Here is a 26,941-nt window from a genome sequence, read left to right as displayed (position 1 = left end):
GTCACGAACTCGCCAGTCACGGGCTGGAGTCGGCCCCGTCACGGGCCACCGTCCACCGGGTGCTGTCCCGCAACGGCCTGGTCCGCGCCCAGGAACAGCAGCATCCGCGCAAGTACCGTCGGTGGCAGCGCGAGGCGCCGATGCACCTGTGGCAGATGGACCTGGTCGGAGGGGTTCCGCTGGCCGACGGGCGGGTGACCTGTCTCAGCGAAGTTCGACCGGTCTCACTGAAGATTGACCACCGGCGGGTTCGTCTCGCCGAAGTTTGACCGCTGCTGTTCTGTGCCACCGATCAGATTGGTTCGCCGGCCGCGCACCGCTCGGGTGGCGACCGGCGCTGAGCGGCCCTGTGAGCCCTGAGAGGATCAAGGGATGGCGGACTCACCTATGCAGATCAATGCCTTCATCGTCGATGCCACTGACCCGGAACGGCTTGCCGCGTTCTGGTCCGAGTTGCTTGGCCGGCCAGTCGTGGGCCGCATGGGACCCTATGTATGGCTGCAGCGCGAGAACGGCCTGGGCCTGGGCTTCCAGCGAAGCGACAAGCCCAAGTCTGTGAAGAACCGCATGCACTTCGATGTCACCTCACCCAACCCGTCCGCAGAGCAGCAGCGTGTCGAGGCGCTCGGCGGGCGCCGGCTGGAGGAGTACGACGCCGGCGGGTTCCTGGTGATGGCGGATCCCGAGGGCAATGAGTTCTGCATCATCCCCGAAGGCCCCTTCGAACTCGATGACGAGGGACGCGCGGACTACCTCATCTGACCGGCCTGCCCGTCTGAGCCGGAAGGCCGTCGACTCCCCCGCCGTCACCAGGGTTCGACCGGCGGTGGCGATACGCCTTCTGCCTGCAGCGTTGTGAGCACGTCCGGCGTTGTTTCTGGCAAGGCCCTGGTGGCAACGGTCCTTCGCAGACTTCGCAGGGTCGTGATGACGGTGTGGGTGCCGGTTCAGGTAGCTTCGGCGGTGCTGCGGGCCGCGCTGTCTGCAGCGGTGGAGGAGATGGGTTCGCAGGAGGCAGCCGGAGTTGCTGACGGTGTGCTCGTTGGCGGCATCGGTCCGAGCATGTCCGGCGTGGTTTGGGCATCTGGTCGCCACAGACGGGGCAGAGGGGTGGTTCGGATAAATCTGCCGGGTCTGCTTCGGCGTTCCATTTCTGCTGGTGTTTGAGGTAGTTGGCGCGTCGGCAGGCGGAGGAACAGAGGCGGTAGCGCTGTCCGGGCTGGATCTTCATGCTCTTGCCGCACTCTCGGCAGGGGGCTTTCAGCGGAGCAGCGCGAGGGTGCCGTTTCCGGTGTGCCTTCTCGCGGCAGGCCTGGGAACAGCGCAAGGCCCTGCGTCCGAAAACGTCCGAGGGCGGCATCTCGGCGTCGCACTCCAGGCAGCGTCTCGTCTCCAGGGTGGCGAGGAGGGTTTCGGGATGGCGGCCGGTTGCAGCGGCCAGCCGTGTCCAGCTGGGAAGGCCGAGGTGTTCGGGTGGTTCGCAGAGGTAGGTCCGCAGGTAGCTGGGCGGGAGATGGTTGGCGTGGGCCAGGCGGACGATGAAGGACCGGACGCCTTCGCCGCCCTGGGGACGGACCTGGAAGGGCAGGACGCGGATGTTCTCCTGGGTCATCGAGAGATCCCGGACCTGCGGAGCTGAGCTGATTCGGCGGCGACGGTCCAGGGAGACGGCCTTCAGCCCGGCCTTGGTGATCTTCTCAGTGCCGTTGAAGATCGCGTCGATCGCGGCTCCGCGGATCTGGTGGGAGAGGGCGCCGATCATGCCGCCGGTGCGGTCGTGGAGGTAGCGGTCGAGTTTCGCCAGGGTGCCGGGCTCGTGGCGCCGCAGGGCGAGGGTCTTCTCCATGGTCGCGACCAGACCTCGCCATTCACTGTTGTAGGGGAACGGCTGGGTGGGGATCAGAGTGAAACGGCCGGCGATCTGGGCTCCGCGAGTGCCGGTCAGCAGGCTGCCGTGCTCGATGTCGATGCCGGCATAGATGAACGTGGCGGGGATCCGCTCGGAGAAGTACTTGAGGGTGTCGGCGACTTCGGCGCCGTGCTGGGTGGTGAGCGAGATGTTGTGAAGCTCGTCGACCAAGATCATGCCGGTGCGGGCGTCGGTGCAGACACCGACGACGGACTCGATGAGGTCGGTGATGTTCATGCGGGCCATCACCGGAAGTCCGAGGAAGCGGGCGAACTCGGCCGCGATCATGCGGGGTGTCGCGGCGGGCGGGACTGTGATGTAGATGACCGGCTTGCGGTCGGTGGCGGTGGGGTGCCGGGCCCGGTCCAGCAGCTCGTGAGACAGGCCGAGTTGGGTGATCGCGATGGTCTTCCCGGTGCCGGCGGGTCCGGAGACGATCAGGCCCCGGCGGGCACTGATCGCGTGCCGGTTCAGCACGACCAGGCGGCGGCCGGTGGCGACGGTGTGGCGGACGACGGAGGTGGCGACCACCAGCAGACGGCCGTGATGGTCGAGGCGGGCTTCGTCGAAGGCGGCCTGGCCCGCCTCGCCGAGCGCGTCGTACTGAGCGTCGTCGAGCCGGGGCGGTGGCCCCGGCGGCCCGTCGACGAAGCGGCGCCAGCCGTCGATCGTGGTCAGGTGCCGCTGGGAGTCCTGGGACAAGGCGGGCGGTGGCGTCATGAGCGCTTCCAGGGGTCTTCCAGCGGGTCGAACAGTCCGAGCGGGATCACCTCGGCGAGCGAGTCCTCGCTCTCTTCCTGCTCGGGTTCCGCCTGAGTGCTGGGAACGGATGCCGGAGTGAGGGGACCTGCGGCTTTCGTGCGGGCGACCACCCGCCGGTCGCGCTTGCCGGGCTTGGAACCCTGCTTGGGCTCAGGACCGGCATGGGCCGGGGTGAGCAAGGCGGCGACCGCGTCGGCGATCTCCGTCTCGGTGGCGCGAGGAAGTTTGCCGCTGGCGTGGTCCCAGGCCAGGTCCCCGAAGGGGACCGGGACGCGGTCGAGGTGTTTCCAGGTGGCCTGGACCCATGAGTTGTCGCCGCGGTGGTCACGTACCCAGATCCGGGACACGTCGTAGGGGTCGTGGTGGACCTCCCAGAGGCCGCGTTTGACCACGATCCCGGAGTCCTGGCGGCGCATGCGTCCGAGCTCGGGGCTGTCGTAGGTGCGGTTCTTGATCCGGATGCCGTATTCGTTGACCGCCCGCCATTCCGCGGGCAGGAGTTCGACATAGTCGTCGCCGCTGAGCGCGACCGGGACGTAGCCGCATGCCTCGATCAAGGTGGCGTACTTCTCGTTCGGTGTGAACAGCCGACCCGGGTGGGAGGGGTCGCGCAGTCCGTCGTGCGGACGGTTCTGCCACTTTGCGACGATCCATTCGTCCAGGAGTTCCTGCAACTCCAGCAGAGACCAGAGCCGTTCACGTTCCAAGTGACGGCCGCGGCGGTCGCTGTTGCGTCCGGTGTAGCCGGGCAGGAACTGGGCGAACAGCGTGGCCACCGAGCCCAGCATCTTCTCGATGTGGCCCTTCTCGAACCCCGAACCCTTGTGTGTCGGCTGGAAGTCGATCTCCAGGAAGCGGCAGGACGAGCGGAAGTTCCGCGAGATGAAAACGCTTCCGTGGTCGCAGACGATCACCTCCGGGACGATCACCGGCCGGGCCGCGGCATGGGCCAGACGCTCGTCGAGGGCCAGAAGCCGACGGTGCGGCAGCACCGAACGGGACATCTTCAACGCATCTGTCCAGCCCGGCCGCATCGGCTCGGGAGTGACGCTGCGGGCCAGCAGCACGCTGGCGTCCACCGACTTCGTCGTCGGCCGCAACACCGCCGCAGTCATGGTCCTGGTCGCGACGTCGATCATGGCGGTGAGCTCGACCTTGCCGGTGACCCCGTTGTCGAGAAGGACCAGCACGTCCAGCGGGGTGGAGTCGATCTGCATTACCTCGCCCGGCGCGAAGACGTGAAGCTGCCCGTGCGGTGTCGTAGCTCCGTTGGCCTTGGATCGGCGGGTTTCCGCCGATCCGAGGGCGTGTGTGCCCGCGGTCAGCTTCGTCAGCAGCCGATAGAGCGTGGCGCGGGAGGGGAGCTTCACCTCCTGCCCCTCGGTGTCCTCTTTGAGGATCTCTTCGGCCCTCCACAAAATGTATGAACCGGTGCGGGTGGACCCATTGCCGCCTTCGTCGATTGCCCGCCGCACCGCGTCGACCACCGTTTCGTCGACCTCGCCGAACTGCGGCGTCCTGCGGACGGGCCGGCGGTCGGCCAGGCCGATCACCCCGAGTTGCTGGTAGCGGCGGCGCCGGTGGGCGACCGTGCTGGCGGTCACCTTGTGCCCGGCGGCTGCCAGTTCAGCGGCTTTGGCCCGCTGGCGTGCGCTCAGGGAGCGATCCGGGCCGTACTCGTCTCGCGGCAGCGTGCCGGAATCGGCCCCAGGTGGCAGGCCGTGCAGCACCTCCAGGATGTGCCCCTCCCACCACAGAGCCCGCTCGACCACCGGTTCGGGAAAGGCCTCCAGCAACGAGGCAGCCGGCAGCGGCATCCGAGCCGGGGTGTCCACGACCTCGAAGTCGTCGGCCTCGAACAACTCGAGCAACGACACGACCAGGTGCGGCTGTCCGTCATCGGTCAGCGTCGCGGTCAGGGCCGAGACGGCGAGCACCGCCCGCAACTGCCCGGCGAACCGGACCCGGTCTCCGACCGTCAGCCTTCCCGGCCGCCTCAGCCGGCTCATGCCGACCCTCCCGCGGCCCAGACCAGGCTCTCCGAGTCCAGCAGGTCCGATTCAAGGTCCGCATCGAGCCGGCCCGACCACATCAGGTGGAACAGCACCGGAAGCACCTGCAGCCGGTCACCCACGAGCTCGGCCCCGGCCCACATGCCCATCGGCTCGTTGCAGACATCGATCAGCGCGGCCGCGACCGATGCCGGGCGTCCCGAGCGGGCCCTGCGGTAGCGGGCCAACCAGCGAACGTTCGCCATGAACACCGGATCCGGCGTGCCCACCCACTCGAACTGCCAGCCCACCGCCTCGCAAGCCCGCCGCGTCGCCTCGAACGACTCCTCGGTCCGTTCGTCCATGCGGTCCGCAGACCTGACGTCGACCACCCGAGCCCGACCGTCGACAAGGCGTACGAAGTAGTCCGGAGCGTGACGACGCCCCTTGTGCCCGTCGTCCCAGCGCAACCAGAAGGGCTGAGCGGCGATACCGACGACCTCCCGATCCCGGTCCATCAAGATCAGACGGTCTCGCTCCAGCCACGACTCGTAGCCCACGTGGCCGACCGTCGTCACCGCGTAGTACCAGCCCGGGAAGCTCTTGCCTCCCTTAGCCCAACGGAATTCGCGTACCGGATCGGCCACCTCGAACGGGACACTCCAGGCCTTCCCGAGCGGAAGCCGACGCCGACCATCAGGGTGGCAAAACTCCAGCTCAAACGCCGAAAGTGCCTCGTCGCCAAACGCCCGTACAGCTGTCGCCACCGCCGCCCCCTCGCAGACTCCGACAGCCGGGAACGTAAAGCAGATACCGGTCAAACTTCAGTGAGAACGGTCAAAGTTCACTGAGACGAGTCAGCGGGAGTGCAAGATGGTCACCGGCATCGATGACCACTCCCGGTTCGTCGTGATCGCATCCGTCGCTTGCGGCTCGTCCACGGTCCGTGCCGTAGCTCTGGTGCATGGGTCTGCCGTGACGCCGACGGGTGAGGGGCTGTGTCAGCGCCCCTCACCCAATTCTGGGCTTGTCACAGGCTTCTACGCGTGTGAGAAGTGGTTGCTGATAGCGAGGGTGGACCCGTTGTGGCGGCAGGGGGATAGGGCCCTGTGTATGGGGGGCCAGCAGTGTCGTATTAGCCGGCGGCCTTGGCGTGGCGAGTTTCCAGCCGGGCGCGAGTGCAGCGCGGGTGGACGGCTTGTCAGGGGCGGGCTTGGTCTGGGGGCACAGTGAGATGGGTCAGACGAGGTCCAGGAGCAGGAACAGCACGGCAAACGCCCCGGCTTCGGTAACGACGTTGAGGAGTGGGCCCCAAGGGCCGTACATCCCGAAGGCGACTGCTGCGGCAAGGACGGCGAGGAGCAGGAGGACGAACAGGGGGCCGGCTGCCCTGGAAAGCAACCCGAAGGCGGCGGAGGTGCCGCGGAGCAGGCCGCCGGACGGCGGTACGACGGTGCCGTGGAGCACGTAGCGGGCGAGATGGGAGAGGTTGGCTGCCGTGAGTGCGGCGCTGTGGCCGCCGGGATAGTAGAAGACCTCGGTCTTGGCATTGCCGTTGTACTCGTAGAAACCGTCGACGCCGCCGGTGCCCACGTCCCGCATACGCAGTCCGCGCAGCCCCGCGCAGAGAATGCCGACGGGGACGTCGCTGGCTGCCCGGTCGTTGCGGATGTGCCTCACCTGCCCGCTGTTCAGCCGCTCGTGCCACGGATAATCCGCTGGCAGCACGCTGCCGGCCAGGAACACCCTGTCAAAGCGCATGCCGGGAATCCGGCTGAGGCTGTTGCCGAGCAGGTAGGTGCCGTTGCTGTGCCCGACGAAGTGGAAGGTCGCCTTGGGGTTCTTGGCGAGGCGTTCGGCGTACACGTCCTCCAGCCAGCCGAGGAACTTGCGACGGGTGACGGGAAGAATGAACTTGCGCACGGAAAAACGCCCATAGCTTGCCGTCACCACATCCGCGTCGGGGTCTGCTGCCTGCAACAGGCCCTCGAGGTCTTTCACCCAGGTGGTGTTGGACGCCCGGATGCCGTGCAGCAGCATGATCACCCGCTTCTTCGGCGTGCCGATCTGTGGGACGGCCGCAGGGGCGCGGAGGGCGGTGAAAGCCTCGGCGATGAGTCGGAAGCGGGCCTCGGGGTCACGGGCGATGTCCAGACACACGAGGTTGGCGTGGGTGGCGTCAGGGATGAACTCCTGTCTGCCGGTGGGGAATTCCTCGACGTCACTGCTGTCGTCGGCCGTCACGAGGGCATCCTCGGTTCCCAGGAACTGGGTCACGAGGGGTGGATGGTCCCGGGCGTTGAGCTCGCGGATCCAAGAGATCCGCAGATTGGTGACGAAATCGGATCCGCGCAGCACGTCCTGCACCAGCCAGTGCCGCAGGCCCGGAACGACCCGGCTGAACCATGCCAGGGGCGGCAGCCACCACCGTCGGGCGAACGAGACTTCGATGCCCCGGTTCAGACTGGCAAACAGCACGATGCGGGAGACCTTCTCTGCCCAGGGCCTGGGACTGCGGCCCTCGCCGTCCGTGTCGAGGCCGAGCAAGTACGCCTGACGCGCAAGCAGACCGCCAAGACTGTGCCCAGTCAGGACGACGTCGTCGTAGCCGCCGCCACGCAGCCACTGCTCGTGGATCAGCGCGCTCACCTTCAACGAACTCCGCAACGCGGAGCCAGGCCGGTACCACCGGGCACCGTGCCGCGCCACGTACCAGTCACAGTCGGCTTCCTCGTACCCGTCGAGTTGCTTGAGCCGTTCTATGAGGGGCTCCCACGGCGCGATCTTGCCCGTGATGGACGGGATGACGATGACGAGACGCCGGGGCACGGCCCCTCCCTCCTCGGTCGCTGCTGCCATCGACCGACATGTTGACCAGCGTGGCAGCCCAGCGACGACGGCGACAATAGGTTGGGGTCTGCTGCAGGTTTGGGTGACAGGTTCGATCACGCGGTTTGGAGGGCCGGTGTGGTCATGATGGTCTCGAATTCGACGGGGGTCAGCCGGCCTAAGGGCTGTCCCGTTTAAGCGTGTGAGCTGGGGCGTTGGCTAGCGGTACGGTCGTTGGGTGGAGTCCGAGAAGGTAGATGAGTGCCCGTTGCATGGGTCTGGCGCACGTCCTGAGGTTCTGGTCGGGCGGCGGCTGCAGGAGGTCCTCGCCGCGTGGCATCGGAGCGGAGATGAGGAAGCGGAAGATCCGCTGGATGTGTGGTTGATCGACAGCCAAGGCAGTTCCACGCACGTCACGACCGGCTCGGACTGGTGCCTGATCGTGGAGTCCTCGAGCCCGCACGAGGGCTACGACATGGACGGCTGGGGGCGCGTCGAGGTCGCTCCGGTTGGTGATCGAACGCCGTTCGCCGCCCACCTCGGAGAGGACGTCCTGACGGTGAGGGAAGAGTTCGAGCCGAAGACCGGCCGCATCGCACTTGAGGTCACCTTCGCGTCCGGCCGGGTTCGTTGCACGAGCTGGGCTGGGGATCTCCGTCTTTCCGAGTGATGTTTCGCGCGCAGTCCCACGTGGTCACGATGTGATGATCTTGGTGTGGCTGGTGTGATCACGGCGTCCGAGCCGTCCTGGATAACCCCGTTCACCGGGCTGAGCCCGCGTTGCTTCGGCAGGTTGGTAACCGCGCTGCGGCGCGAGGGTGCGGAAGCGGTACGACAGGGACGGCCGTGGGGCCTGACACTGGAGAACCGGGTGCTGCTCGTGGCGGCATACTGGCGCACGAACTTGACGATGCGCCAACTCGCTCCGTTGTTCGGCGTCTCGAAGTCCGCAGTCGACCGGATCATCGGTCATCTTGGCCCGCTGCTCGCGCTTCAGCCCAGACAGCGTTTCGCCAAGGACGCCGTCCTTATCGTGGACGGCACTCTGGTGCCCACCCGCGACCACCAGGTCGCAGAGCAGTCCAAGAATTACCGGTACTCCACCAACCACCAAGTTGTCATCGACGCCGACACCCGTCGCGTCGTCGTGGTCGGCCGACCGCTGCCAGGCAACCGCAACGACTGCAGAGCCTGGGAGCAATCGGGGGGCGAAGGCCGCTGTCGGCAAGACCATGACGATCGCCGACGGCGGCTATCCAGGCACCGGACTCGTGATGCCCCACCGCCGCCGGGCCGGCGAGGAGCTGCCCGACTGGAAACGGCAACACAACCGCTCCCACAAGCAGGTTCGTGCTCGCGTAGAGCACACCTTCGCCCGCATGAAGACCTGGAAGATCCTGCGCGACTGCCGACTCAAAGGCGACGGCGTCCATCACGCAATGCTCGGCATCGCGCGCCTACACAACCTCGCCCTCGCCGGATAAGGCGTCGTTTCTTATGGCGTCGGTGGTCGTTGAGCCGCCCACGACGGATCTGCTTGAGCGGCTCGTGCCGGATGAGTTGTGGGTGTTGTTCCGGATGGTGGTTCCGCCGACGAAGGTCATACGTCCGCAGGGTGGTGGCTGGCAGCGGGCGGGTGATCGCGAGGTGCTGGCGGCGATCATCTTCGTGGCCACGTCCGGCTGCACGTGGCGGCAGCTCCCGCCCGTGTTCGGACCGTGCTGGCAGACGGTCTACCGGCGCTTCGCCCAGTGGAGCCGGGACCGGGTCTGGGCCAGGTTCCACCGCGTCATCCTCGACGAGCTCGGCGCCTGCGGAGAGCTGGACTGGTCGCGGTGCGCGATCGACTCCGTCAGTATCCGAGCGGCAAAAGGGGGCCCCTGACCGGACCGAATCCGACCGATCGCGGCAAGATGGGATCGAAGATCCACTTGATCACCGACCGGAATGGTCTTCCGCTGTCACTGGGCATCTCCGGCGCCAACCTGCACGATAGCCAAGCCCTGGAGCCGCTCGTGCGCGGCATTCCGCCAATCCGTTCGCGACGTGGACGACGCAGGCGACGGCCCGGCAAGCTCCATGCCGACAAGGGATACGACTACGCCCACCTGCGCCGATGGCTCCGGAGCCGCGGTATCCGCCCCCGCATCGCGCGCAAGGGCGTCGAGTCCTCACAACGCCTGGGACGTCACCGTTGGGTGGTTGAGCGAACGGTGTCCTGGCTCGTCGGCTGCCGACGCCTCCACCGCCGCTACGAACGCAAGGCAGAACACTTCCTCGCCTTCGTTGGCATATCCGTAGCCCTCATCGGCTACCGCCGACTGGCCAAGTGACGACGCTCTTTGTCCTCAGCAGGGGGTGACTTCGGCCTCGATCGGTGGGAGCGCCCAGGGTTCCAGCGTCCCGTCGCAGTACTCCGCGAGGAACTGTACTGAGCCTCCGCTGTAGTGCCACCACCCTCCGCTACGGGAAGCCACGGTGACGATCCAGTCCTGCGGCGTGGCTCCGGTCGTGCTCCACATGAACTTGTCGCTCTCGTTCGACTCCGCCCAGGGCAGCAGACCGCCAGGGGCAGGATGGGCGAGCAGACCGAGAGCGGGTTCCAGCCAGGCTTCGGCGAGTACTTGAAGGGTGGTACAGATGCCCTGAAGAATGTGGTGCTCTTCGCCCGGCTCGGGAAGACCGACGAGAAGGAAGTCTCCGATGGCGAAGGTCGGGTACCACTCGGCTAGGTGCTTGTAATCGGATGGAAGAGCGGTGCCCAGGCTCTCCTCGATCACGGCCCAGTCGAGCACGGCAGGCTCCGACCGCCGATGCTCGGTCAATCCGGGAACAGCGCGCTCCAGCGTCGCAAGAGCCTCTCCCGGATCGGTGATGCGGCGCTTCGGCGTCTGCGTGCCGATCAGATCGTCCTTCATGGACAGCAGCGTGTCAGACGCGTCCGAGACCCCCAGCAAGCGGGGCACCTCGACGCCTCCCCGGTGCCTGTCGCGGCTCTGGGACTACCAGGCGTGTCCCTTCTGACGACGAACAAGCCATCAGAAACGATGTCTAAGAGGTCGTTTTCATCTCTAACGCCCCGCTATCTCCAGGTTCTTGCGGTGCGGGGCTGCGGTGTTGGTGTGGCTGCTGATGCGAGCGCGTTTCGATGGTCAGGCGGGGTGACGGCTGGGATGGAACGCGGCTTGCGCCTGTCTCATCCCAGGACGCCCTGTTCTGCGCTGTGCTTCCGCGGTCGGCACTTCACGCCTGGGCGCACTCGCCTCCTGGCAGTACGTCCAGAGCATGAGTGAGCGACGCCCGTATCCGAGTGACCTGTCCGATGCCCGCTGGGAGTTGATCGAGCCGGTCCTGGCGGCCTGGCGCTTCGAACGTCGCGGCCGGGCCCTGGACTTCGGCCGCCCGCCCGAGCACGACCTGCGGGAGATCCTGGACGCGATCTTGTACGTGGACCGCACCGGGGTGCAGTGGCGCTACCTGCCGCACGACTTCCCGCCCTGGGAGACGGTCTACCACTACTTCGCGAAGTGGGAGAAGGAAGGTGTGTTCGCCCAGCTCAACGGCCTGCTCAGGGAGTTGGTGCGGCGGAAGGAGGGACGGAACGCAGAGCCGTCGGCCTGCGTGATCGACGCACAGAGCGTCAAGACCTCCACCAGCGTGCCGGCTTCCGGCCAGGGCACGGATGCCGCGAAGAAGATTGTGGGCCGCAAGCGGAGCATCGTGATCGACACGATCGGTCTCCTGCTGGCCGTCCTGGTCACCGCGGCCAGCGTGCAGGGCTCGATGGCCGGCACCCGCCTGCTCGACCAGGTCGCCGCCGACCATCCGACCATCCGCAAAGCGTGGGTCGACGGCGGTTACCGCCAGCACTTCGTCGAGCACGCCGCCACCCTCGGCGTCGACATGGAAATCGTCTCCCGCACCCCCGGGGCCAGGGGATTCACCCCGATACCGAAGCGGTGGGCAGTCGAGCGGACCTACGGCTGGCTGATGCTCCACCGCCGCCTGGCCCGCGACTACGAGACCCTCCCGGCCCGCTCCGAAGCCATGATCCACCTGGCCATGACCGACCTGATGGCCCGCCGCCTCACCGGCGAGGCCACCATCTCCTGGCGCGACCCGGCAAAGCCGCATCAACTGCGGATTCCGGGATGAAACACTGGGCGAAAACGACCTCTCAGTCGGACGAGGGCTGACGTCGGTTTCCTGCTCGGCATGTCCGGCCGCGATAGTCGGGGTCAGGACGGGCCTCCGTGCTGGGGCCGAGAGCGTCGATGAATTCTTCGAAGCTGGGCGACTTCACAAGGTCCGTGACGACCGCTTGCACCAGGTAGTCGTTGGCCTGGCGGGCCGTGGAAAGACCCCGGTAACCGAGAAATCCCATGGGGACCCACAGCAGCACCCACAGCCCGTGCACTTGGGCGGTCATCACACTGCCCAGCACGATGCCTGCCAGGCCTACGTTCGCCTTGAGATCGGCTTCGGCCGCCAGGCGGTCGTAGTCCCCGTACATGTCCTTGCTGGCGGTATACAGCCGCGTGCGCAGCTGTGGCAGGTCCCGAAGCAAGTGATCCATGGCCTGGTTCACAAGGTGGAATAGGGCTTCTTCTGAGGGCCGGGGCCGCAGCTTGCGGTTGATTCTGTCCCCGCTGTACTTCCAGAGGTTCTTGATGGCCCCGGAGGTCAGCTCGCCCATGGCCTTGCTGGTGTCCAACGCGTCCTCGTCATCTGTGGACGCTTCGAACGTGTCCCGGCGAAACCGGTCAAAGACCTTGAGGAACGCGGTGATGATGCCACGGCTGAGGGTTGTGGCACGGACCACCAGCACGCTTCCGATGAGGTAGGCGAGGAAGGCGCCGGCCGCCAGAACGGCCGGCTTCCCCAGCCAGTGCGCCACGTCGTAGAGCGGCTTCAGGTTGCCCTCGTCTTTGACCTTGGTCGGAATGCTGTCGAGCAGCAGCAGATAGAGGGACAGGGCGTAGAGGTATCCGACGGCCAGCGGGGTGCGGAGTTCACGGAGGCCGGGCAGTAGCGAGGCGAGCACACGGTCATGGTCGTCGCGGGACGGTGCCGGGGATTGCGGACACGCGGTAGTCCGTTATTCCTAACGGACGGCGGCCGCGACCCCACCTCCGCGTCCGGGGCCTGCCCCGGACGCGGCCGGTGCTGACAGGGCGCAGCGCCGCACGGTCCCGCCGCCGTCCAGGCGGTGCGGTCCGCTCCGCGGCCCTCACCGGGTTCAGCGCGACCGACCTCAATGGCCACCAGGGCACCCAGAGCGTCGAGGAAGGCGCGGCGGTGATCGCTGCAGCCGCCACGGCCGGCCCCGACGCGCCCAGCGCCGCCTTCGTCGGCACCACCGGCACCGTGCCCTGGTGACCCCACCGACCTTCCGTCCGGCCGTATCCCGCGGCCGGACCGCACGACCAAGAAGGAATGAAACCGCGACACGTCCGCTGTGGCGGCCCTGCTGTCGGATGAGGCGATCTTCGTCATCCCGCTGTCGATCGCGGGCACTCCCGAGCCCTGGTACGTCTTCGACAGCCCCGCCGGCGTGCTCGCCTACATCGAGTCGGTCGCGGCGAAGTTCGACCACGTCGCCTTCCTGGACAAGGCCTGGACGGTCAGCCAGGACGCCCGCTCGGTGTTCCTGCAGGCCAACGGCGACATCCTGTCCAGCGCGGAGAAGCTCGTCTACAACAACGTCTACATCTTCCGCATCGACGTCGCCGACGGTCAGATCGTCAAGGTGTGGGAGTACGCCAACCCGGTCGCCTACGCCAACCTCGGCATCGCCGACTCCGAGGCGGAAGCAGCCGCCCAGGCTCGCTGACACTCCAGGTCACCGAGCTACCGGGATTCATTCGCAGTGCTCCGGCCTTCAGGCCGGGGGTGAAGCGAATCTGATGGTGGCGACGCGGAGCGTCGCGGATTCCGGTCCGGCGGAGCCGGATGCCGCGTATTCACCACCGTGGCGCGGAGCGCCGCGATGGCTCGTCGCGGCGGACCCGGGCGATGCTCACACCGGCCGGTTCTGCTGTTCGATGTACTGCTTGACCACCGAGAGCCGGGGCGCCGCCGACAGTGCCGGCGAAGTAGGAACCGGACCAGAGCTTGTTGGCCCGCCAGTAGTGGCGTACCAGGTCGGGGAATTCCTGGCGCAGTCGGCGGGAGGAGCGCCCTTGAGGGAGGTGACGAGTTTGGTGACAGTGACCTTGGGCGGGAGGTTCACCGGAGGTGGACGTGGTGGTCCTCTCCGTTGAACTCCGCCAGTTCGCACTCGAAGTCCGCGCACACCGGCGGCTCGATCTCCTCCATGGGGGTCAGATGAGCATGGGTGAGCACCTTGTGCCGGAGCTTGGTCACGAAGATCAAGTGCGCATGCGTCACGAAAACACAGTGCCGACCAGTTCTGATCTTCTGCATCTCACCCATAACCCACATATGTATCGTGGCCGTCATGCAGCTCCGGTACGCCTTCAGGTTGTACCCGGACTCCGGCCAACGCGCCGCGCTGGCGCGGGCGTTCGGGTGCGCCCGCGTCGTGTTCAACGACGCCGTGCGCGCCCGCGAACACGCCCGCACAGCGGGCGAGGCCTTCCCGGCGGTCGGCGAGTTGTCCAAGAAGTTGATCACCGCTGCGAAGCAGACCGCTTCACGGGCCTGGCTGGGTGAGGTCTCCTCGGTGGTGCTCCAGCAGGCGCTGCGCGACGCGGAGGCCGCTTACCGGAACTTCTTCACCTCCCTCAAGGGCCAGCGGCAGGGCGCGAAGACGGGTGCGCCCCGCTTCAAGTCCCGCAAGAACAACCGGCAGTCGATCCGCTTCACGGCCAACGCCCGCTGGTCGATCACCGACAACGGGCGGCTGAACCTGCCGAAGATCGGGGCGGTGAAGGTGAAGTGGTCACGGACTCTGCCCACCCAGCCCTCCTCGGTCACCGTGATCAAGGACGCGGCCGGGCGGTACTTCGCCTCCTTCGTCATCGACACCGACCCGCACACCGACGCCACCCGGATGCCCGACACCGACCAGACCATCGGCATCGACCTGGGACTCACCCACTTCGCCGTCCTCTCCGACGGCACGAAGATCGACTCCCCCAGGTTCCTGCGCCGCGCGGAGAAGAAACTCAAGAAGGCCCAGCGGGAGTTGTCCCGCAAACAGAAAGGCAGCAAGAACCGCGAGAAGGCCCGCCTGAAGGTCGCCCGCGCCCACGCGAAGGTGACCGACGCGCGCAAAGAATTCCACCACCAGCTCTCCACGAAGCTGATCCGCGACAACCAAGCGATCGGCGTGGAAGACCTGGCGGTCAAAGGACTCGCGCGCACCAGACTGGCCAAGAGTGTCCACGACGCAGGATGGTCGGCGTTCGTGACCATGCTGGAGTACAAGGCGGCCCGGTACGGACGGACCCTGGTCAAGATCGGCAGGTTCACACCGACCTCCCAGACCTGCTCGGCCTGCGGTATCAAAGACGGACCCAAGCCCCTGCACATCCGGACCTGGACCTGCACCGCCTGCGGCACGGTCCATGACCGCGACCACAACGCCGCGATCAACGTCAAAACGGCCGCCGGACTGGCGGTTGCAGCCTGCGGAGCACCGGTAAGACCAGGACTCGTCCCGGCACAGCGCGAAGAAACAGGAAGCCACGGATTCTCCACCGAACCCCGTGCCGCGTAGCGGCACAGCAACGGACGAGAAGGCCAGAATCCTCGGGCTTCAGCCCGAGGAGCAAGTCAAAGAAAGCAGCAGCCGCAGAGGGCGCCCCCAGGGACCGCAAGGGTCTCCGGGGCGCCCCCGGATGCCGTCCGAGCCGGCCACGTCACAGCCGCTGTCGCGCGCAGGTGACCGCCGGTCACCGTCCGCAGGATTCGGCGGGGCCGTCACGCCCTTGCCACACCCCGCAATGTTGGTGCTCCGGCCGGGCCCAGGAAGCCGTCAGGACTGGCGCATCTGTGTTCTCCACCCGCTCACCGGCAGACGGCGATCCGCGGCGACCGCCTCGTCCGCCGGTGCGTTCGGCGCACGCCTGCCTGACGCGTTGGGGTGTCCCACTCCCGCCAGTGCGCCGACCACGGCGTCGTTGGCCTCCGGGCTGCCGATGGTGATCCGGAGTCCCTCGCCGGGGTAGTGGCGTGCCTGCACGCCGGCCGCGGTGAGTGCCATGGCGCCCTCGTCGACCGGATCGGGCGCGGGGAGCCAGAGGGAGTTGGCGTGGCTCGGGTGTACGTGCCAGCCGAGGTCGACCAGCCCGTGCCGCAGCCGTTCGCGTTCGGCGACGACCGTGTCCACGCGCCGGCGCAGCTCGCTGCCGGCCTGTAGTGAGGCCTTGACCGCCGCCGTTGCCACCGCGTTGATCCCGAAGGGCAGCTGTTGTTGGCGGACCCGCGCCACCAGGTCGGGGACGCCGAGTCCGTAGCCGACCCGCAGGGCTGCGAGGCCGTAAGCCTTGGAGAAGGTGCGCAGGACGAGCAGGTTGGGGTGCGAGTCCAAGAGCGCGGGCGTGTCCGGCAGGGCGGTGTGGCGGGCGAACTCCACGTATGCCTCGTCGAGCAGCACAGTGACGTGTCGGGGCACCTGCCGCAGGAATGCCGACAGCGCGTCCGCGGTGATGAGGCTTCCGGTGGGGTTGTGGGGATTGCACAGCACCACGACGCGGGTGCGGTGGTCGAGCGCCGCGAGCAGGGCGCCCAGGTCCTGGTGTCCGTCCGGCGACAGGGGCACGGGGACGGGGTGCGCGCCGACCATCGTGGCCAAGAGGGGATAGGCGTCGAATGCGCGCCAGCCGTAGGCCACATTGTCGCCGGGTTGGACCACTGCCTGGAGCAACTGCAGGGCCACGCCCACCGATCCGCTGCCGACCGCGACGCGGTCGGAGGTTACCTGGCACCATGCGGCGATCCGCTCGGTGAGGTCGTCGGGATGGAACTGCGGGTAGCGGTGGGCCTGTGCGACGGCCCGTTGCATCGCCTCGCGCACCGAGGGCAGTGGGGGATACGGGCTCTCGTTCAGGGCAAGTCGGTGCAGTACGGGGATGTCCATCCCTCAGCCCCGTCCGCCGTGCCAGCGGACGGCGGCGGCACCGGCGAAGTCGCCCGCGTGGGCGAATCCTCCGAGCACCACCAGGTTGCCGTCCTCGACCTGCCCGGAGCCGATCGCGCGGTCCAGAGTGATCGGGATCGCCGCGCCGAAGAGATTCCCGTACTCGTCGAAGGTGTTCAGGTGCCGCTCCGCCGGCAGCTGCAGCGCCTCGCGCCAGTTCCGTAGAAAGGTGCGGTTGGGCTGGTTGGTGATGAGGACGTCGATGTCGGTGGTCGCCACGCCGAGCCGCCGGCACAGGTCCGCGACCACCTCGGGGACGAGGCGGTTCCCGCGTGCGAGGACCTTGGCGACGCTGGCGTCGGTGAAGCCGATTCGCAGTTGGGACTCTCCCGGTTCCCAGTACTTACGGCCGTCGTCGACCGCCACAGTCATGTCCCCGGCGTACTCGCCGATGTGCCGGGTCTCCACGTCGAGGACCGGTGCGTCGGACGACGTCGTCACATACCCCACACCGCAGCCGTCGCCCGGGATCGCGGCCTGAGCCAGCCTACGCACCTGGGACTGGGTGAAACACTGGCCCGCGGCGCTTTGGGCATTGCAGATCAGGGCGGTCTTCGCATCGGTGGTGGTGAGGATCTGCCGGGCCAGCTTCAGCATGTACACGAAAGAGGCGCAGCCCGCGTTGGCCACGTCGACGAGCCACTCCGGGTTCAGGCCCAGTCGGCGCGCCACCTCGGTACCGGCGCCCACGAACGGCAGGTCCGGCAGCTGGCTGTGCACCAACAGCACGTCGACGCCTCGGATCTCTTGCCTGCCGTGCCGTTCGATCAGAGGCTGTACGGCGCGTTCGACCATGTCCGCGTTGGTCTCGTCCGCGGCCACGTGGTGCCGTAACGGCGGGACCTTGAACATGGGGTGGTTGCGGAGCTTGTCCTCGGCTCCGGGGTACTCGGTGTAGAACTCCGCGGGGACCGGCTCGCCGGGAAGGTAGCTCGCGACGTCGGTGAGGCTGACCGTCGTCACTGCGCCACCGCCCGTGCCGGAGCCACGCTGACCGGCAGGCCGTTGCGGTGGCGGTGTTCCAGGATCGCCTTGAGGTTGTTCATCTCCACGGTGTGCCCTGCGTAGAAGAGGTCCCAGTAGTCGCCGACCCAGGGCCGGTCCGGGCGGGGCGCGTTCTGGGGATGCGGGTTGGCGTCGTAGTAGGGGTGACGGCAGTTGGTCCAGGTGATCACCGAACCCGGCTTGTCGAGCACCAGTCGGGCCGGGACGACGCGCATCAGGTAGATCATCCACAGCTTCTCGCCCTGGTCCCAGGAGCAGTGGTAGTCCACGGTCATGGCCTCGGGGTTTGCGACCACCTTGCAGTAGATCCTGGTGTCGTCCTCGAGCCGGTCGTGGCCGATCCACAGCCCCGGTGTGCCGGAGGGCGCGAAGTCCCGCAGGCTGCAGGTCCACTCCTCCAGGTGGTGCCCCTGGCGCAGGTATTCGTAGGCCGACTCCGGGGGGCAGTCGACGTACTCGTGGATGGTGCAGTACTGCCCGTAGACCTGATGGTGGGGGTAGACGGCGTGGGTGAGCTCCATGCAGTGGGCGGTCAGTTCCTCCTTGCCTGGGTTCTCGATCCGCATCAGACCGGGGATGTCAGCCAGCGTGGACGACTCCTCGCTCATCTGAACTCTCCTTGCTCTCGGCGCCGTTGGTGCTCTCGGTGTTTTCGGCGAAGGACTGGAAGGGAAGAAACGGCGGGATCTCCCGCGGGTCGCAGTTCACAGCGACGAACGCCGGGCCGCCGCCCGTATTGCCGCGCAGCAGCGCCGTGCGCAGCTGCGCCGCGTCGCCGGCCCCTGTGGCATCGAGGGACGGGAAGGCGGCGGCCACTCCGGCGGCGAGGTCGGTCCGGGCGAACAGGTCGTCGTTGCGGACCCCGCCCTGGAAGAACTCCTCACGCAGCGCGCACATGGCGTGGGCGTTGTTGTTGAAGATCACGAAGGTCACCGGTGCGGCGTACTCCACGGCGGTGTGCACTTCCATCCCGTGCATGAAGAAGGCCCCGTCTCCGGCGAGGACGTAGGTACGCCGACCGGTGGCGAGCGCGGCGCCGATGCCGGCACCGAAGGTGTAGCCCATCCCGCCCATGCCGACCGCCACCACGAAGCGGCCGTGGCGCGATGCCGGGAGCAGATGAACGGCGCTGGCCCCCGCGTTGCCGGCGTCCACGAAGACGTGCGCGTCCTGGGGGAGTGCCGCCTCCACCGCGGCGACCGCCTGGACATAGGGGATGGCTTGCCCACGGGCCTGAGGAAGCGGGCTCGGCACGGGGGTGGGAAGCGGACCGGCGTGCGGCGGACAGGGACGTGGGCCGGGCGGCAGGCGGGCGGTCACCGCGCGCAGCGCGTCCCGCAGGTTCCCGCCCAGCGCGGTGCCTGCCACGAACGGCGGTTCGGGGCCGAGGCAGACGACGTCGGTGGTGGCCAGGGCCCGCTCGAGGCCGCCGCGTGCCATCATCGGCAGTCGGGTACCGACCAGCAGGCATACGTCGGCTCGCCGCAGACAGTCTTCGACGTTGGCGTGGCCCATCACTCCGGCCACGCCTGCGAATCGGGGATCACGGTTGTCGAAGACGTCCTTGGCGTCCGGAGTGACCGCCACCCATGCCCCGAGGCGCCGAGCCAGTTCGGCGAGGTCCGTACGCGCGTCGGCGGCGGCGAGATCTTCACCGGCGATGACGAGAACGCGGCCGGCCTTGCGAAGAGTGTCCGACACAGTGGTGAGGGCGGCTCCGTCGAGCCGCGCCGCCGGTGCCGTCGGCACGCACGGTGTCGAGCCCGCGCCCCGGCCGGGCACCCGGATCTGTGCCTGCTGCACGTCCTTGGGCAGCAACAACACGGCCGGCCCGCGTGGATCGGCCTGGGCCGCCGCCACTGCCCGGGGCAGCAACTCCGTGAGCGAGTCCGCGTCCTCCACCCGGGCGCAGAACCGGGAGACAGGTGCGAAAACCTCCCGAGCATCGAAGGAGCCCGCCTTGCCGCTGGAGTCCTGGAACGCCCCGTGGCCTTCCTGGCCGGTCGGTGGCTGGCCCACCAGGGCCAGCACGGGCACCCGCGAGGCATGGGCTTCCGCCAGACCCGGAACGAGATTCATCGCCCCACCGCCCGACGTGGCGGCAACAACGCCGATGCGCCTGGTGGTACGTGCGTATCCGTCGGCCATGGTGACGGCGGAGAACTCGTGTTTGGCGACGATGCCGCGGACGGCGCCGCAGCGGTGCACGGCGTCATACAGGTCCTCGATGTTCGCGCCGCCGACGCCGAACACGTGGGTGACGCCGGCCCTGGCGAGTTCCGCGACCAGATAGTCGACCAGGCGTACCGTTTCCGCCTCGCGCAAGTTCGAGGTCGTGCTGGTCATGCGGGGCTCCTCTCTCCCTCGTGGTGCCGGTCGATGAGGCCGGATGGCGAGATGACCTGAAAGCGGTGCCGGTATTCCTTGGGAGTGAGTCCCAGGGTTCGTCCGAAGGAACGGAAGAACGTCTCGGTCGCGGCGAATCCGCAACGGCCGGCTATCTGGCTGATCGCCAGATCGGTGGTTTCCAGCAGCTCGCGTGCGCGGGCGATACGCGTCCGCTCGACGTACTGGCCGGGTGTCGTGCCCACCTCGCGCCGGAAAACCCGGGCAAAGTTGCGCTGACTCATGTTGGCCTGCCGCGCGATCTCGGCCACAGGCAGCGGGTGGTCCAGGTTGCCCAGAATCCACTCCTGTGCTGCCCGGATCGGCGGATGGTCGGCCAACTGGGCGTCGAGGACGGCGCTGAACTGGGACTGTCCCCCGTGCCGCTTGAGGAACAGCACCAGAAACCGTGCCGTCTCCAGCGCGAGCGCCGCACCGTGATCGGCCTCCACCAGAGCAAGCGCCATGTCGATGCCCGTCGACACGCCCGCGGAGGTCACGAAGGGGCCGTCCCACACGAAGATCGGCTCGGCCTCCACCGTCACCTCCGGATAGCGGTACGCCATCGCCTCGCTGTACGCCCAGTGGGTGGTGGCGCGTCTGCCGTCGAGAAGGCCCGCCTCTGCCACCAGAAAGGATCCGCCGCATACGGAGGCGATTCTGCGCGACCGGGCTGCCGCCCCGCCGATCCAGGAGATCAGCCCCCGGTCCCGAAGCGCGTTGTGCAGACTCCAGCCGCCGGGCACGAGGAGCGTGTCGATCGGCCCCTGCCCCGCCTCCAGGGGTGAGGCTTCCACCACCACTCCTGAACTCGTGCGCACCAGTGGTGCGTCGGCGGAGACGAAGTCGATGCGATAAGGGGCGCCCGAGGGGTCGAGGAGCCGGTTCGCGGTATCGAACACTTCAATCGGTCCGGTGATGTCCAGGGCCATCGCGCCCGCGAACACCACCACAACAACACGTCGCTCCTTCACGGTCACAGCCTGTATCGACCGCCGCACTGGCTGCAATGACAGATTACTGACGGATCCTGCCAACAAGCGGCCGGTGGACGGGGAAGAGGGGCGCTCGCCAGGCAGTTTGTGTGTCCGAGCGGACAGTGCTGCGTGAGACAGCTCACAGGGTGTCGGTGTGGTGCTGCGGCGCACCAACGCCTTCGCCTTCGATTCACGTCCGGCTTCGAGGCCTGCCCTCGCCGTGGGTCATTCGACCGCGGCTGGCAGTCGTGCCTTCGCGGTTCCGTCAACTGCATTGGAGGGCCAGGTAGTTGGATCGCGGCTTAGCTGGTGGCGTGTCGTGTTCGCGGAGCCGCATTGTGATGGGTGCCGGCGCAGGGGGCTGCCGAGGCCGCCCGCCGCCGCGCCGAACAGGCCCGCCGCAACCCCCGCCCGACGTCTCCGCCTCCGCCCCCACCTCCGCCTTCGGCGAGCGAGCGGCGTAGACGCCAGGAAGAGGAGGAGGAGCGCCGCCAACGGGCCCTACGCCGCCGTCGCTCACAACGCCGCCGCAGGGGCGGTGGCAGCAGCGGCGACGGCGGGGGCTGGGCCTGCGGCGGGGGGCATGGCTGCGGCGGGGGGTGTGGCGGCGGCGACTGACCTACCACTCCTGGGTGCCGGCCCGCCCCGCGCCAGGCTGCCCGGGGTGTCAGTCCTGGTGGGCGGGCTGTGGGCGAAGATGACCTGCTCCTGGACAGGGCCGCCCTTGGTCTGGAGCGCGGGAGGCTGGGCGGTGTGGGTGGCGAGTGCCTGGCCGTCGGCATCCTGGACGGTCAGCTGCCGGGGGATGAGGGTGCCGCCGGGGGCGGTCAGAACGGGCTGGTCGTTGCGGTAGTGGACGGAGAGGGTTCCGACTAGCGTTGGGCTCTGGTCGAGCCCGTGATCTCGGCCCGGAAGACCCAACACCCCTCCGTCTTCCGGCACTCTGCACCCCAGCCCACCAGCGGAAGCCTCGCGATCACCACGTCCCGTCTCTGCCGATCTGGTCCTTGTCTCAGTTGATCGGGTCCGATTCGCTCGTCGTCTCAGACGATCTGGTCCGCAAGATCGTCTGAGACGAACTGTCATGGGGGACCGGCAGAAGTCACCGAAGATTGTTTCCTGAGAGGAACCGATGGGCTGCCCGCAGACCTGCCTCGTCCCTAGCCCACAGCCCCCACTTGGCCTGCCTCTCCTGCTGAAACAGTTCCGCGAACGTCCGCCACAGGTGTACTCGAAACCCGTCGGACTCCCACCACCACTCCGTGTTCCCGGAACCTTCTCGGATCAAGGACAGCTGTGAAGCCGCTTCCCTGACCCCCGCAGCGGACTGCCCTACCTTCGGCTCCACCACTGGGATCCAGCTCTCGCACTCCCAGTACAGTGCGTCCGCCTCGATCAAGGCGTCGGCATCCGCGAACACGGCCACGTCTATCGCGAAGCGGTACACCACCGCGCCGTCGCTCCGCAGCATCACGGAGTAGGGGTGCGCCACCTCGTGGTCGATGAACTCCGCCAGCGGCCCGTGGTCCACGCTCTCCGCGTAGTACGGCCACGGCTGGAAACGAATCTCCTCCTGGAACGACCAGGCCGAGGTGGGATAGACCAGCCCGCCGTAGCGGTCTTGGGCCTGCCGGAGCCTGGCGAGCGTCATCGTGGCGTCCACCTCGGGAAACGGCGCGAGCCGGGCGATGACCTCGGTGTCGTCCGGGTTGTCCTGCGCGGGAAAAGGAACGGTGCGGGCCCGCGTAGCGAGGAAGCGCCGCCCCCTGTCCGTCAGCCGTCCGGGTGCGTTGAGGATGTGCTGCATCAGGCCATCATCTTCCCGCCCTTGGGGTCATCCATTTGAGCGACCCCTCCTCTGTGGGGCATGGGCCCCACGACCGTTCCACGCTCGCAGTACAGAGGCGGAACGCGGCTATTCGAAACCGTGGAGCCGGACCACATCAGCTGAGATTCCCGGCACCCGCATGTCTCAACTGAACTGGTCGCCGCACGTCAGGGGTCCAACTCGGAACCAGATCAATTGAGACGGGACAGGGCGACAGGCGCCCCCGCCAACAAGTCGCCGCTCTCTTCCCTGGGTGCCAGTTGGCCTCATTGCCGCCGCGCAGCGGGGCGTCCGTAAGCCGCCGGTGCGCGGTAGCACGAGGAACTGGACGATGGTGCGAGGGAGCCGGTGGTTCCTCGCGGGGTGACACGCGGCGGATATGGCCGAGGCTCAGCGCGGGGGCGAGGGCGGTGCCTGCATGGCGGCCACCACGGCGAGGGCGGAACCGAATGCGTTGCCGGCGAGGGCCGTCCGGTCGGGCGGCGGGTGGGCGGGATCAGCGCACGTTGACCCGGGTACTGGCCGTGGCGGTGTTGTTCGCCGGGTGGGGATCGGGGGTGGCGGAGGCGACGTGGGCCGTAGCCATGACGGTGGGTGGGCGGGTGGCCCGTACGGTCACGTGGAAGACGCGCTGCTGACCAGCACCGAGCGCGGCGGCACGCCATCTCACTTGGGTGGGAGCCTGCCGGTCGGTGCCGGGAGAGGCGTTCGAGATTGGCACGCCGAGTGGCCGGTCCAGCGTGACGACCAGGTCGCGGGCGCTGGACGGCCCGGAGTTGGTCACGGTGATCGTGTAGGTGTACTCGCTGCCGATCCGGGCGGTGGCCGGGGCGCTCAGCCTGACCGCCAGGTCTGCGCTGGGTGTGCCCGCGTCGACCTCGACTCGCCCGATCCGGTCGCCGAAGATCTCGGTGAACCACATGTGTCCGTCCGGCCCGGCGGTGATGTAGACGGGGGTGGCGCCCGCTGTGGGCACCGGATACTCCGTCAGCACTCCAGCCGTGGTGAACCGCCCGATCCTGTCGGACTGTTCGGCGATCCAGAGGTTCCCGTCCGGGCCGGCCGAGATGCCGGTCGGGCCGTGGATCGGTGCTTTGCGAAGGCGTTCGCACAACGGTCACGGGTCACTGTTCATGGACCGAGCCCGGAATCGATGCATCGTCAGGCGAGGTGCACGTCAAACGCCCAGGGCTGGTGGACACCAAAGGCCTCTTTTCACCCCCGTCCGGAACGCTACGGTCCGGTCCCGGATGGGGCGGGAGTTGCCGCCTGGGTGCGTGTCGATACCCTGGTGCGTTGATCGTCTCGTGCGCGCTGCGCAGGGCGGTCGCTGAAACCACTCGAGAAAACGGGGATACTTGCCATGGCCCACTCGGCCCGCTCTGCTCACATAACCCGTGCCACGCGCATCGGCGTGTTCGCCGCGGCCGTATTTTCAGTCGCAACTTCCTTGACCGGATGTTCCACCGCCGACACCGCCTCCGAGGGCTCGGGCGCTGCGACGGCCGAGAGGCCGTTGCTCACCAAGGCCGAGGCGAACACGACGGTGGACGCCTACCAGAAGGCCAACAACCAGGCCAACGCCAAGCGTTCCGTTTCACTCATGGCGAGGGCGGAAGACGGCGCTGTCCTCGCGATGGACCAGGCGTACTTCACGCAGATCCCCGCCCTCGACAAGAGCGACGTCGCGGACAATCTCGCTCCGTTCGTGTACGTCAACCGCACCTTCTACATCCCGCCCGCTTCCTCGAAGGCCGACTGGTTCCTGGTGCGCACCCAAGGCGCGCACCTCACCCACGGCAAGCCGGGCAAGCTGTGGTCAAAGGACGTCAGGTTCCTCGTTTTCCAGCGCTCCGGTGACGGCTGGCGGATGGTCGTTGCCCGCGACTTCGAAGGGACTGAGGTGGCCAAGGTGCCGCACATCGCCCTCGACAAGGGCGGGCTGATGAAGGCCGTCGCCCCCGACACCAAGATCGGTAAGACGGCGCCCGCGCAGCTGCCGGAACTGGTCACCGATCTGTGGGTGACAGGCGGCCGCAACACCCCGCTCGCCGACACCCCAGCCCGACGCACCGGCAGGTCCTGGTACACCGAGCGGGAAAACAACCTGGGCGGCCACGCATGGGTCGACTTCAAAAAGACCGCCCCCCACGCCGGGGACGTCTTCGCCGCGAAGACCGCTGACGGTGGCGCCCTTGTGCTGTCCGACAGCGCCGTCGATGAGACCTTCCTCGCCAAGGACCTGCACTCCTATATCAACCTCGGCGAATCGGACAAGCCGTTCGTCAAGCACAACCCGGACGCGCAGATGTACAAGGTTGTCCGCCACTACGCACAGACCGAGCTCGGCGTCATCTCCGCCAACGGCAAGCCTGCCGTCTACTCCATCGGCACCCAGCTGACCAAGGTGGACGCCACACCAACATCCGACATCAACTGAACATTTTGGCCCGGTGGCTGGGTTTTGGTCCCGGGGCAGGTTTCGTGCCTGGCGGGGAGAGCGGCACCACCTTCACGGTGCCGACACCGCGCACGGGGCCCGTCCGCGCACTGCGCGGACGGGCCCCGCAAACGCGCGCCGGGCAGGCCTTGCACCTGCCGGTCGGCGGGCCGGAAGCCGGGGATCGTGTCCGACCGGATGCCGCGACGGACACGTTGATGAGAAGTGGACAGATCAAATGAGTCCCTACACCTCGCAAAACTCGGTGAATTGACCAGTCGTACTTGGTCCAGTAGCCGCTGGTGACGACCACGGTCTACACCGTCTTCCCGGTCCGCGGGGCATTCACCATCTTCCCGTCCCCTATATAGAGGCCGACGTGTCCCCAGGCGCCGTCGTTGTTGAAGACGATCAGGTCGCCGGGCTGCATATCGGCGCGGGCCACCTTGATTCCCACGCTGCGCATGGCCTGTGACGTGCGCGGGAGTGTGACGTGGGCGCCCTTGTAGAAGGCGTACACCATCAGGCCGCTGCAGTCGTATCCGCCGTTGGTCGGTCCGTGGATGTCGCCGCCGCCCCATACGTACGGGGTGCCCTGCTGGGCGAGCGCGGCCGCGATGACGGCGCCGGCCTTCCCGCCGACGGACGTGTCGCCGGTTGTGACGGCGGGGGCGAGCTGGTCGTACTGGTGGATGAAGCCGAGGACCTTGTCCGCGTATGAGCTGGCGTGGTTGTAGCGCAGGATCGCCTTGCGCAGCTGCGCGTCGTCGCTCAGGTCGCTCTTGCCGGTGCCGCACAGGTACAGGGCGGTGCCAAGCGCTGCGTCGAACGCGTTGTTGGGGTCCTTGGTGCCGTCGCCGTTGCCGTCTGCGCCGGATGGGCCTTCCCAGGTGGAGGGGATGAACTGTATCGGGCCGACCGCCCGGTCGTACGCGGTGTCGCCGTCCCAGCGGCCGTTGTCGGTGTTGCCGCCAACTCCGCTGCCGTCGAGGCGGGGGCCGAGGATCCGCGGCGTGATGTCGCCGCTCGCTGCGATCGTCCGGCCGCCGGCGTGGTTGCTTTCGACCTTGCCGATCCCGGCGATCACCGACCAGCGCATCCCGGAGCACTTGGGGCGCAGCGTGGTGATGCGTTCGGCCGCGCTGCCGTACGCGGCGAGCATCACCGCGTCCACGCCGTCCACCTTCGCGGGCACCCCCTGCGCGGTCAGGGCGGTGCTGTTGCCGGTCTCGTCCTCGTGCTCGGCCGCGCCTCCCGCTACGGCGGCGACGAACAGGATGCAGATTCCGAGGACGAACCCGATCGGCGTGAGCACAGCAGCGGAGGCGAGCAACACCTTCTTCGTACCCGTCACGGCCGGCCACCGCCGCGGCGACGGGGAGCGGGCCGCGCTGCACGGGCGGGTGCCCGACGTGTAGCCGGAGCGGCACTGGCCGGGGGAGTGGCCGGCGGGGTGGCCTGGCGGTTGCGGATGCGGTGCAGTCGCATCTGCAGTGCGGACTGTGCCTGGCTGGCCGGGGGCTGGGGCACACGGGGCGGCACCGGACGCCGTGGCGGAGCGGCGGGCGCCACCACAGGCGTGGGACGTACGGGGCGCGCGGCAGTGGGAACAGGCCGGCGTCCGGGGGCAGGGCGTCTGCCAACGGGGGGGGGGGTGGGTGCGGGGCTCCGGGGAGGCGTGTACGGGCCGAGCGGGCGGCGGCCTGTGA

22 protein-coding genes and 4 pseudogenes are annotated in these 26,941 nt (G+C 68.0%); 11 read left to right on the top strand and 15 right to left on the bottom strand.

The features are described from left to right. The first annotated feature begins 59 nt into the window (after window positions 1-59). The gene (locus tag OIC96_RS49720) at window positions 60-269 is read left to right on the top strand and encodes a hypothetical protein (protein ID WP_406501202.1); all 210 of its coding nucleotides are present in this window, start codon (window positions 60-62) and stop codon (window positions 267-269) included. A gap of 103 nt (window positions 270-372) precedes the next feature. Then, a complete protein-coding gene (locus OIC96_RS00700; protein WP_330309831.1) occupies window positions 373-762 on the top strand; it encodes a VOC family protein in 390 nt (129 codons plus the stop codon). 895 nt (window positions 763-1,657) lie between these two features. Here OIC96_RS00700 and OIC96_RS00695 read toward each other — a convergent pair. The 4 genes and pseudogenes from OIC96_RS00695 to OIC96_RS00680 form a co-directional block, all read right to left on the bottom strand. After that, window positions 1,658-2,629, bottom strand: a pseudogene (locus OIC96_RS00695) (AAA family ATPase); the annotation flags it as partial. Further along, window positions 2,626-4,680 (bottom strand): Mu transposase C-terminal domain-containing protein, encoded by a 2,055-nt coding sequence (locus OIC96_RS00690; RefSeq protein WP_330309832.1) that lies wholly within the window; start codon window positions 4,678-4,680, stop codon window positions 2,626-2,628. The gene OIC96_RS00690 and the pseudogene OIC96_RS00695, both read right to left, overlap by 4 nt. Further along, window positions 4,677-5,429, bottom strand: a complete 753-nt coding sequence (locus tag OIC96_RS00685; RefSeq protein ID WP_330309833.1) for a TnsA-like heteromeric transposase endonuclease subunit — start codon at window positions 5,427-5,429, stop codon at window positions 4,677-4,679. The genes OIC96_RS00690 and OIC96_RS00685 overlap by 4 nt, the downstream gene beginning before the upstream one ends. A 472-nt stretch (window positions 5,430-5,901) precedes the next feature. Continuing rightward, window positions 5,902-7,311 carry an alpha/beta fold hydrolase gene (locus tag OIC96_RS00680; RefSeq protein WP_330309834.1) on the bottom strand — a complete coding sequence of 470 codons (1,410 nt, stop codon included), beginning with the start codon at window positions 7,309-7,311 and terminating at the stop codon, window positions 5,902-5,904. Between the two features lie 418 nt (window positions 7,312-7,729). On the opposite strand from OIC96_RS00680, the gene OIC96_RS00675 reads away from it, so the two are divergent. From OIC96_RS00675 to OIC96_RS00665, 3 genes and pseudogenes are all read left to right on the top strand, one after another. Beyond that, window positions 7,730-8,161: a hypothetical protein gene (locus tag OIC96_RS00675; RefSeq protein ID WP_330309835.1), complete on the top strand. Its 432-nt coding sequence runs from the start codon at window positions 7,730-7,732 to the stop codon at window positions 8,159-8,161. Between the two features lie 45 nt (window positions 8,162-8,206). Continuing rightward, window positions 8,207-8,975 (top strand): annotated as a pseudogene (locus OIC96_RS00670) (transposase). Window positions 8,976-8,988: 13 nt separating this feature from the next. Next, a protein-coding gene (locus OIC96_RS00665) for an IS5 family transposase (RefSeq protein WP_406501201.1) occupies window positions 8,989-9,824 on the top strand; the annotation gives its coding sequence in 2 pieces (ribosomal slippage) (window positions 8,989-9,370 and window positions 9,370-9,824; 837 coding nt in all). 15 nt (window positions 9,825-9,839) lie between these two features. Here OIC96_RS00665 and OIC96_RS00660 read toward each other — a convergent pair. Then, window positions 9,840-10,409: an SMI1/KNR4 family protein gene (locus tag OIC96_RS00660; RefSeq protein ID WP_330309837.1), complete on the bottom strand. Its 570-nt coding sequence runs from the start codon at window positions 10,407-10,409 to the stop codon at window positions 9,840-9,842. Between the two features lie 367 nt (window positions 10,410-10,776). On the opposite strand from OIC96_RS00660, the gene OIC96_RS00655 reads away from it, so the two are divergent. Further along, complete coding sequence (locus tag OIC96_RS00655; protein ID WP_330309838.1) at window positions 10,777-11,646, top strand: IS5 family transposase; 870 nt, start codon at window positions 10,777-10,779, stop codon at window positions 11,644-11,646. A gap of 22 nt (window positions 11,647-11,668) precedes the next feature. Here OIC96_RS00655 and OIC96_RS00650 read toward each other — a convergent pair whose 3' ends face one another. After that, complete coding sequence (locus OIC96_RS00650) at window positions 11,669-12,535, bottom strand: hypothetical protein (RefSeq protein WP_330309839.1); 867 nt, start codon at window positions 12,533-12,535, stop codon at window positions 11,669-11,671. Window positions 12,536-12,654: 119 nt separating this feature from the next. Here OIC96_RS00650 and OIC96_RS00645 point away from each other — a divergent pair, with 119 nt between their 5' ends. Together OIC96_RS00645 and OIC96_RS00640 are read left to right on the top strand one after the other, a co-directional pair. Then, complete coding sequence (locus tag OIC96_RS00645; RefSeq protein ID WP_330309840.1) at window positions 12,655-12,870, top strand: hypothetical protein; 216 nt, start codon at window positions 12,655-12,657, stop codon at window positions 12,868-12,870. A 76-nt stretch (window positions 12,871-12,946) separates the two neighbouring features. Further along, a pseudogene (locus OIC96_RS00640) lies at window positions 12,947-13,324 on the top strand (nuclear transport factor 2 family protein); the annotation flags it as partial. Window positions 13,325-13,510: 186 nt separating this feature from the next. Here OIC96_RS00640 and tnpA read toward each other — a convergent pair. Next, window positions 13,511-13,926, bottom strand: a pseudogene (tnpA, locus tag OIC96_RS49715) (IS200/IS605 family transposase). A gap of 25 nt (window positions 13,927-13,951) precedes the next feature. Here tnpA and OIC96_RS00625 point away from each other — a divergent pair. Further along, complete coding sequence (locus tag OIC96_RS00625; RefSeq protein WP_330309843.1) at window positions 13,952-15,175, top strand: RNA-guided endonuclease InsQ/TnpB family protein; 1,224 nt, start codon at window positions 13,952-13,954, stop codon at window positions 15,173-15,175. Window positions 15,176-15,433: 258 nt separating this feature from the next. Here the strand turns inward: OIC96_RS00625 and OIC96_RS00620 are convergent, their stop codons facing one another. Genes OIC96_RS00620 through OIC96_RS00600 form a run of 5 tightly spaced genes read right to left on the bottom strand, consistent with a single transcriptional unit; the run spans window position 15,434 to window position 20,961 of the window. Continuing rightward, window positions 15,434-16,537 carry a histidinol-phosphate transaminase gene (locus tag OIC96_RS00620; RefSeq protein ID WP_330309844.1) on the bottom strand — a complete coding sequence of 368 codons (1,104 nt, stop codon included), beginning with the start codon at window positions 16,535-16,537 and terminating at the stop codon, window positions 15,434-15,436. Window positions 16,538-16,540: 3 nt separating this feature from the next. Beyond that, a complete protein-coding gene (locus tag OIC96_RS00615; protein ID WP_330309845.1) occupies window positions 16,541-17,560 on the bottom strand; it encodes a 3-oxoacyl-ACP synthase III family protein in 1,020 nt (339 codons plus the stop codon). Then, a complete protein-coding gene (locus tag OIC96_RS00610) occupies window positions 17,557-18,210 on the bottom strand; it encodes an SRPBCC family protein (protein WP_330309846.1) in 654 nt (217 codons plus the stop codon). Before OIC96_RS00610 ends, OIC96_RS00615 begins: the two co-directional genes overlap by 4 nt. Continuing rightward, entirely contained in the window at window positions 18,182-19,948 is a 1,767-nt protein-coding gene (locus OIC96_RS00605) for a thiamine pyrophosphate-binding protein (protein WP_330309847.1), read from the bottom strand. The genes OIC96_RS00610 and OIC96_RS00605 overlap by 29 nt, the downstream gene beginning before the upstream one ends. After that, window positions 19,945-20,961 carry a GlxA family transcriptional regulator gene (locus OIC96_RS00600; protein ID WP_406502226.1) on the bottom strand — a complete coding sequence of 339 codons (1,017 nt, stop codon included), beginning with the start codon at window positions 20,959-20,961 and terminating at the stop codon, window positions 19,945-19,947. Before OIC96_RS00600 ends, OIC96_RS00605 begins: the two co-directional genes overlap by 4 nt. A 690-nt stretch (window positions 20,962-21,651) precedes the next feature. On the opposite strand from OIC96_RS00600, the gene OIC96_RS00595 reads away from it, so the two are divergent. Continuing rightward, window positions 21,652-21,840, top strand: a complete 189-nt coding sequence (locus tag OIC96_RS00595; protein WP_330309849.1) for a hypothetical protein — start codon at window positions 21,652-21,654, stop codon at window positions 21,838-21,840. Window positions 21,841-22,066: 226 nt separating this feature from the next. Here OIC96_RS00595 and OIC96_RS00590 read toward each other — a convergent pair whose 3' ends face one another. Together OIC96_RS00590 and OIC96_RS00585 are read right to left on the bottom strand one after the other, a co-directional pair. Next, complete coding sequence (locus OIC96_RS00590) at window positions 22,067-22,771, bottom strand: hypothetical protein (RefSeq protein WP_330309850.1); 705 nt, start codon at window positions 22,769-22,771, stop codon at window positions 22,067-22,069. A 517-nt stretch (window positions 22,772-23,288) separates the two neighbouring features. Beyond that, window positions 23,289-23,906 carry a virginiamycin B lyase family protein gene (locus tag OIC96_RS00585; protein ID WP_330309851.1) on the bottom strand — a complete coding sequence of 206 codons (618 nt, stop codon included), beginning with the start codon at window positions 23,904-23,906 and terminating at the stop codon, window positions 23,289-23,291. 336 nt (window positions 23,907-24,242) lie between these two features. Here OIC96_RS00585 and OIC96_RS00580 point away from each other — a divergent pair, with 336 nt between their 5' ends. Next, window positions 24,243-25,232 carry a hypothetical protein gene (locus OIC96_RS00580; RefSeq protein WP_330309852.1) on the top strand — a complete coding sequence of 330 codons (990 nt, stop codon included), beginning with the start codon at window positions 24,243-24,245 and terminating at the stop codon, window positions 25,230-25,232. 316 nt (window positions 25,233-25,548) lie between these two features. On the opposite strand, the gene OIC96_RS00575 is transcribed toward OIC96_RS00580, so the two are convergent. Then, window positions 25,549-26,547, bottom strand: a complete 999-nt coding sequence (locus OIC96_RS00575) for a C40 family peptidase (protein WP_330309853.1) — start codon at window positions 26,545-26,547, stop codon at window positions 25,549-25,551. Window positions 26,548-26,941 lie beyond the last annotated feature (394 nt).

The organism is Streptomyces sp. NBC_00775 (assembly GCF_036347135.1).
Classification (GTDB): Bacteria; Actinomycetota; Actinomycetes; order Streptomycetales; family Streptomycetaceae; genus Streptomyces; species Streptomyces lutosisoli.
Note: the sequence above shows the minus strand (reverse complement) of the source record. Positions and strands in the feature narration are given on the sequence as shown.

Coding starts and splice junctions, on each gene's coding strand:
- OIC96_RS00660 (WP_330309837.1), bottom strand. CDS start 10,409: ATGAAGGACGATCTGATCGGCACGCAGACGCCGAAGCGCCGCATCACC.
- OIC96_RS00700 (WP_330309831.1), top strand. CDS start 373: ATGGCGGACTCACCTATGCAGATCAATGCCTTCATCGTCGATGCCACT.
- OIC96_RS00625 (WP_330309843.1), top strand. CDS start 13,952: ATGCAGCTCCGGTACGCCTTCAGGTTGTACCCGGACTCCGGCCAACGC.
- OIC96_RS00605 (WP_330309847.1), bottom strand. CDS start 19,948: ATGACCAGCACGACCTCGAACTTGCGCGAGGCGGAAACGGTACGCCTG.
- OIC96_RS00690 (WP_330309832.1), bottom strand. CDS start 4,680: ATGAGCCGGCTGAGGCGGCCGGGAAGGCTGACGGTCGGAGACCGGGTC.
- OIC96_RS00655 (WP_330309838.1), top strand. CDS start 10,777: ATGAGTGAGCGACGCCCGTATCCGAGTGACCTGTCCGATGCCCGCTGG.
- OIC96_RS00610 (WP_330309846.1), bottom strand. CDS start 18,210: ATGAGCGAGGAGTCGTCCACGCTGGCTGACATCCCCGGTCTGATGCGG.
- OIC96_RS00620 (WP_330309844.1), bottom strand. CDS start 16,537: ATGGACATCCCCGTACTGCACCGACTTGCCCTGAACGAGAGCCCGTAT.
- OIC96_RS00590 (WP_330309850.1), bottom strand. CDS start 22,771: ATGCAGCACATCCTCAACGCACCCGGACGGCTGACGGACAGGGGGCGG.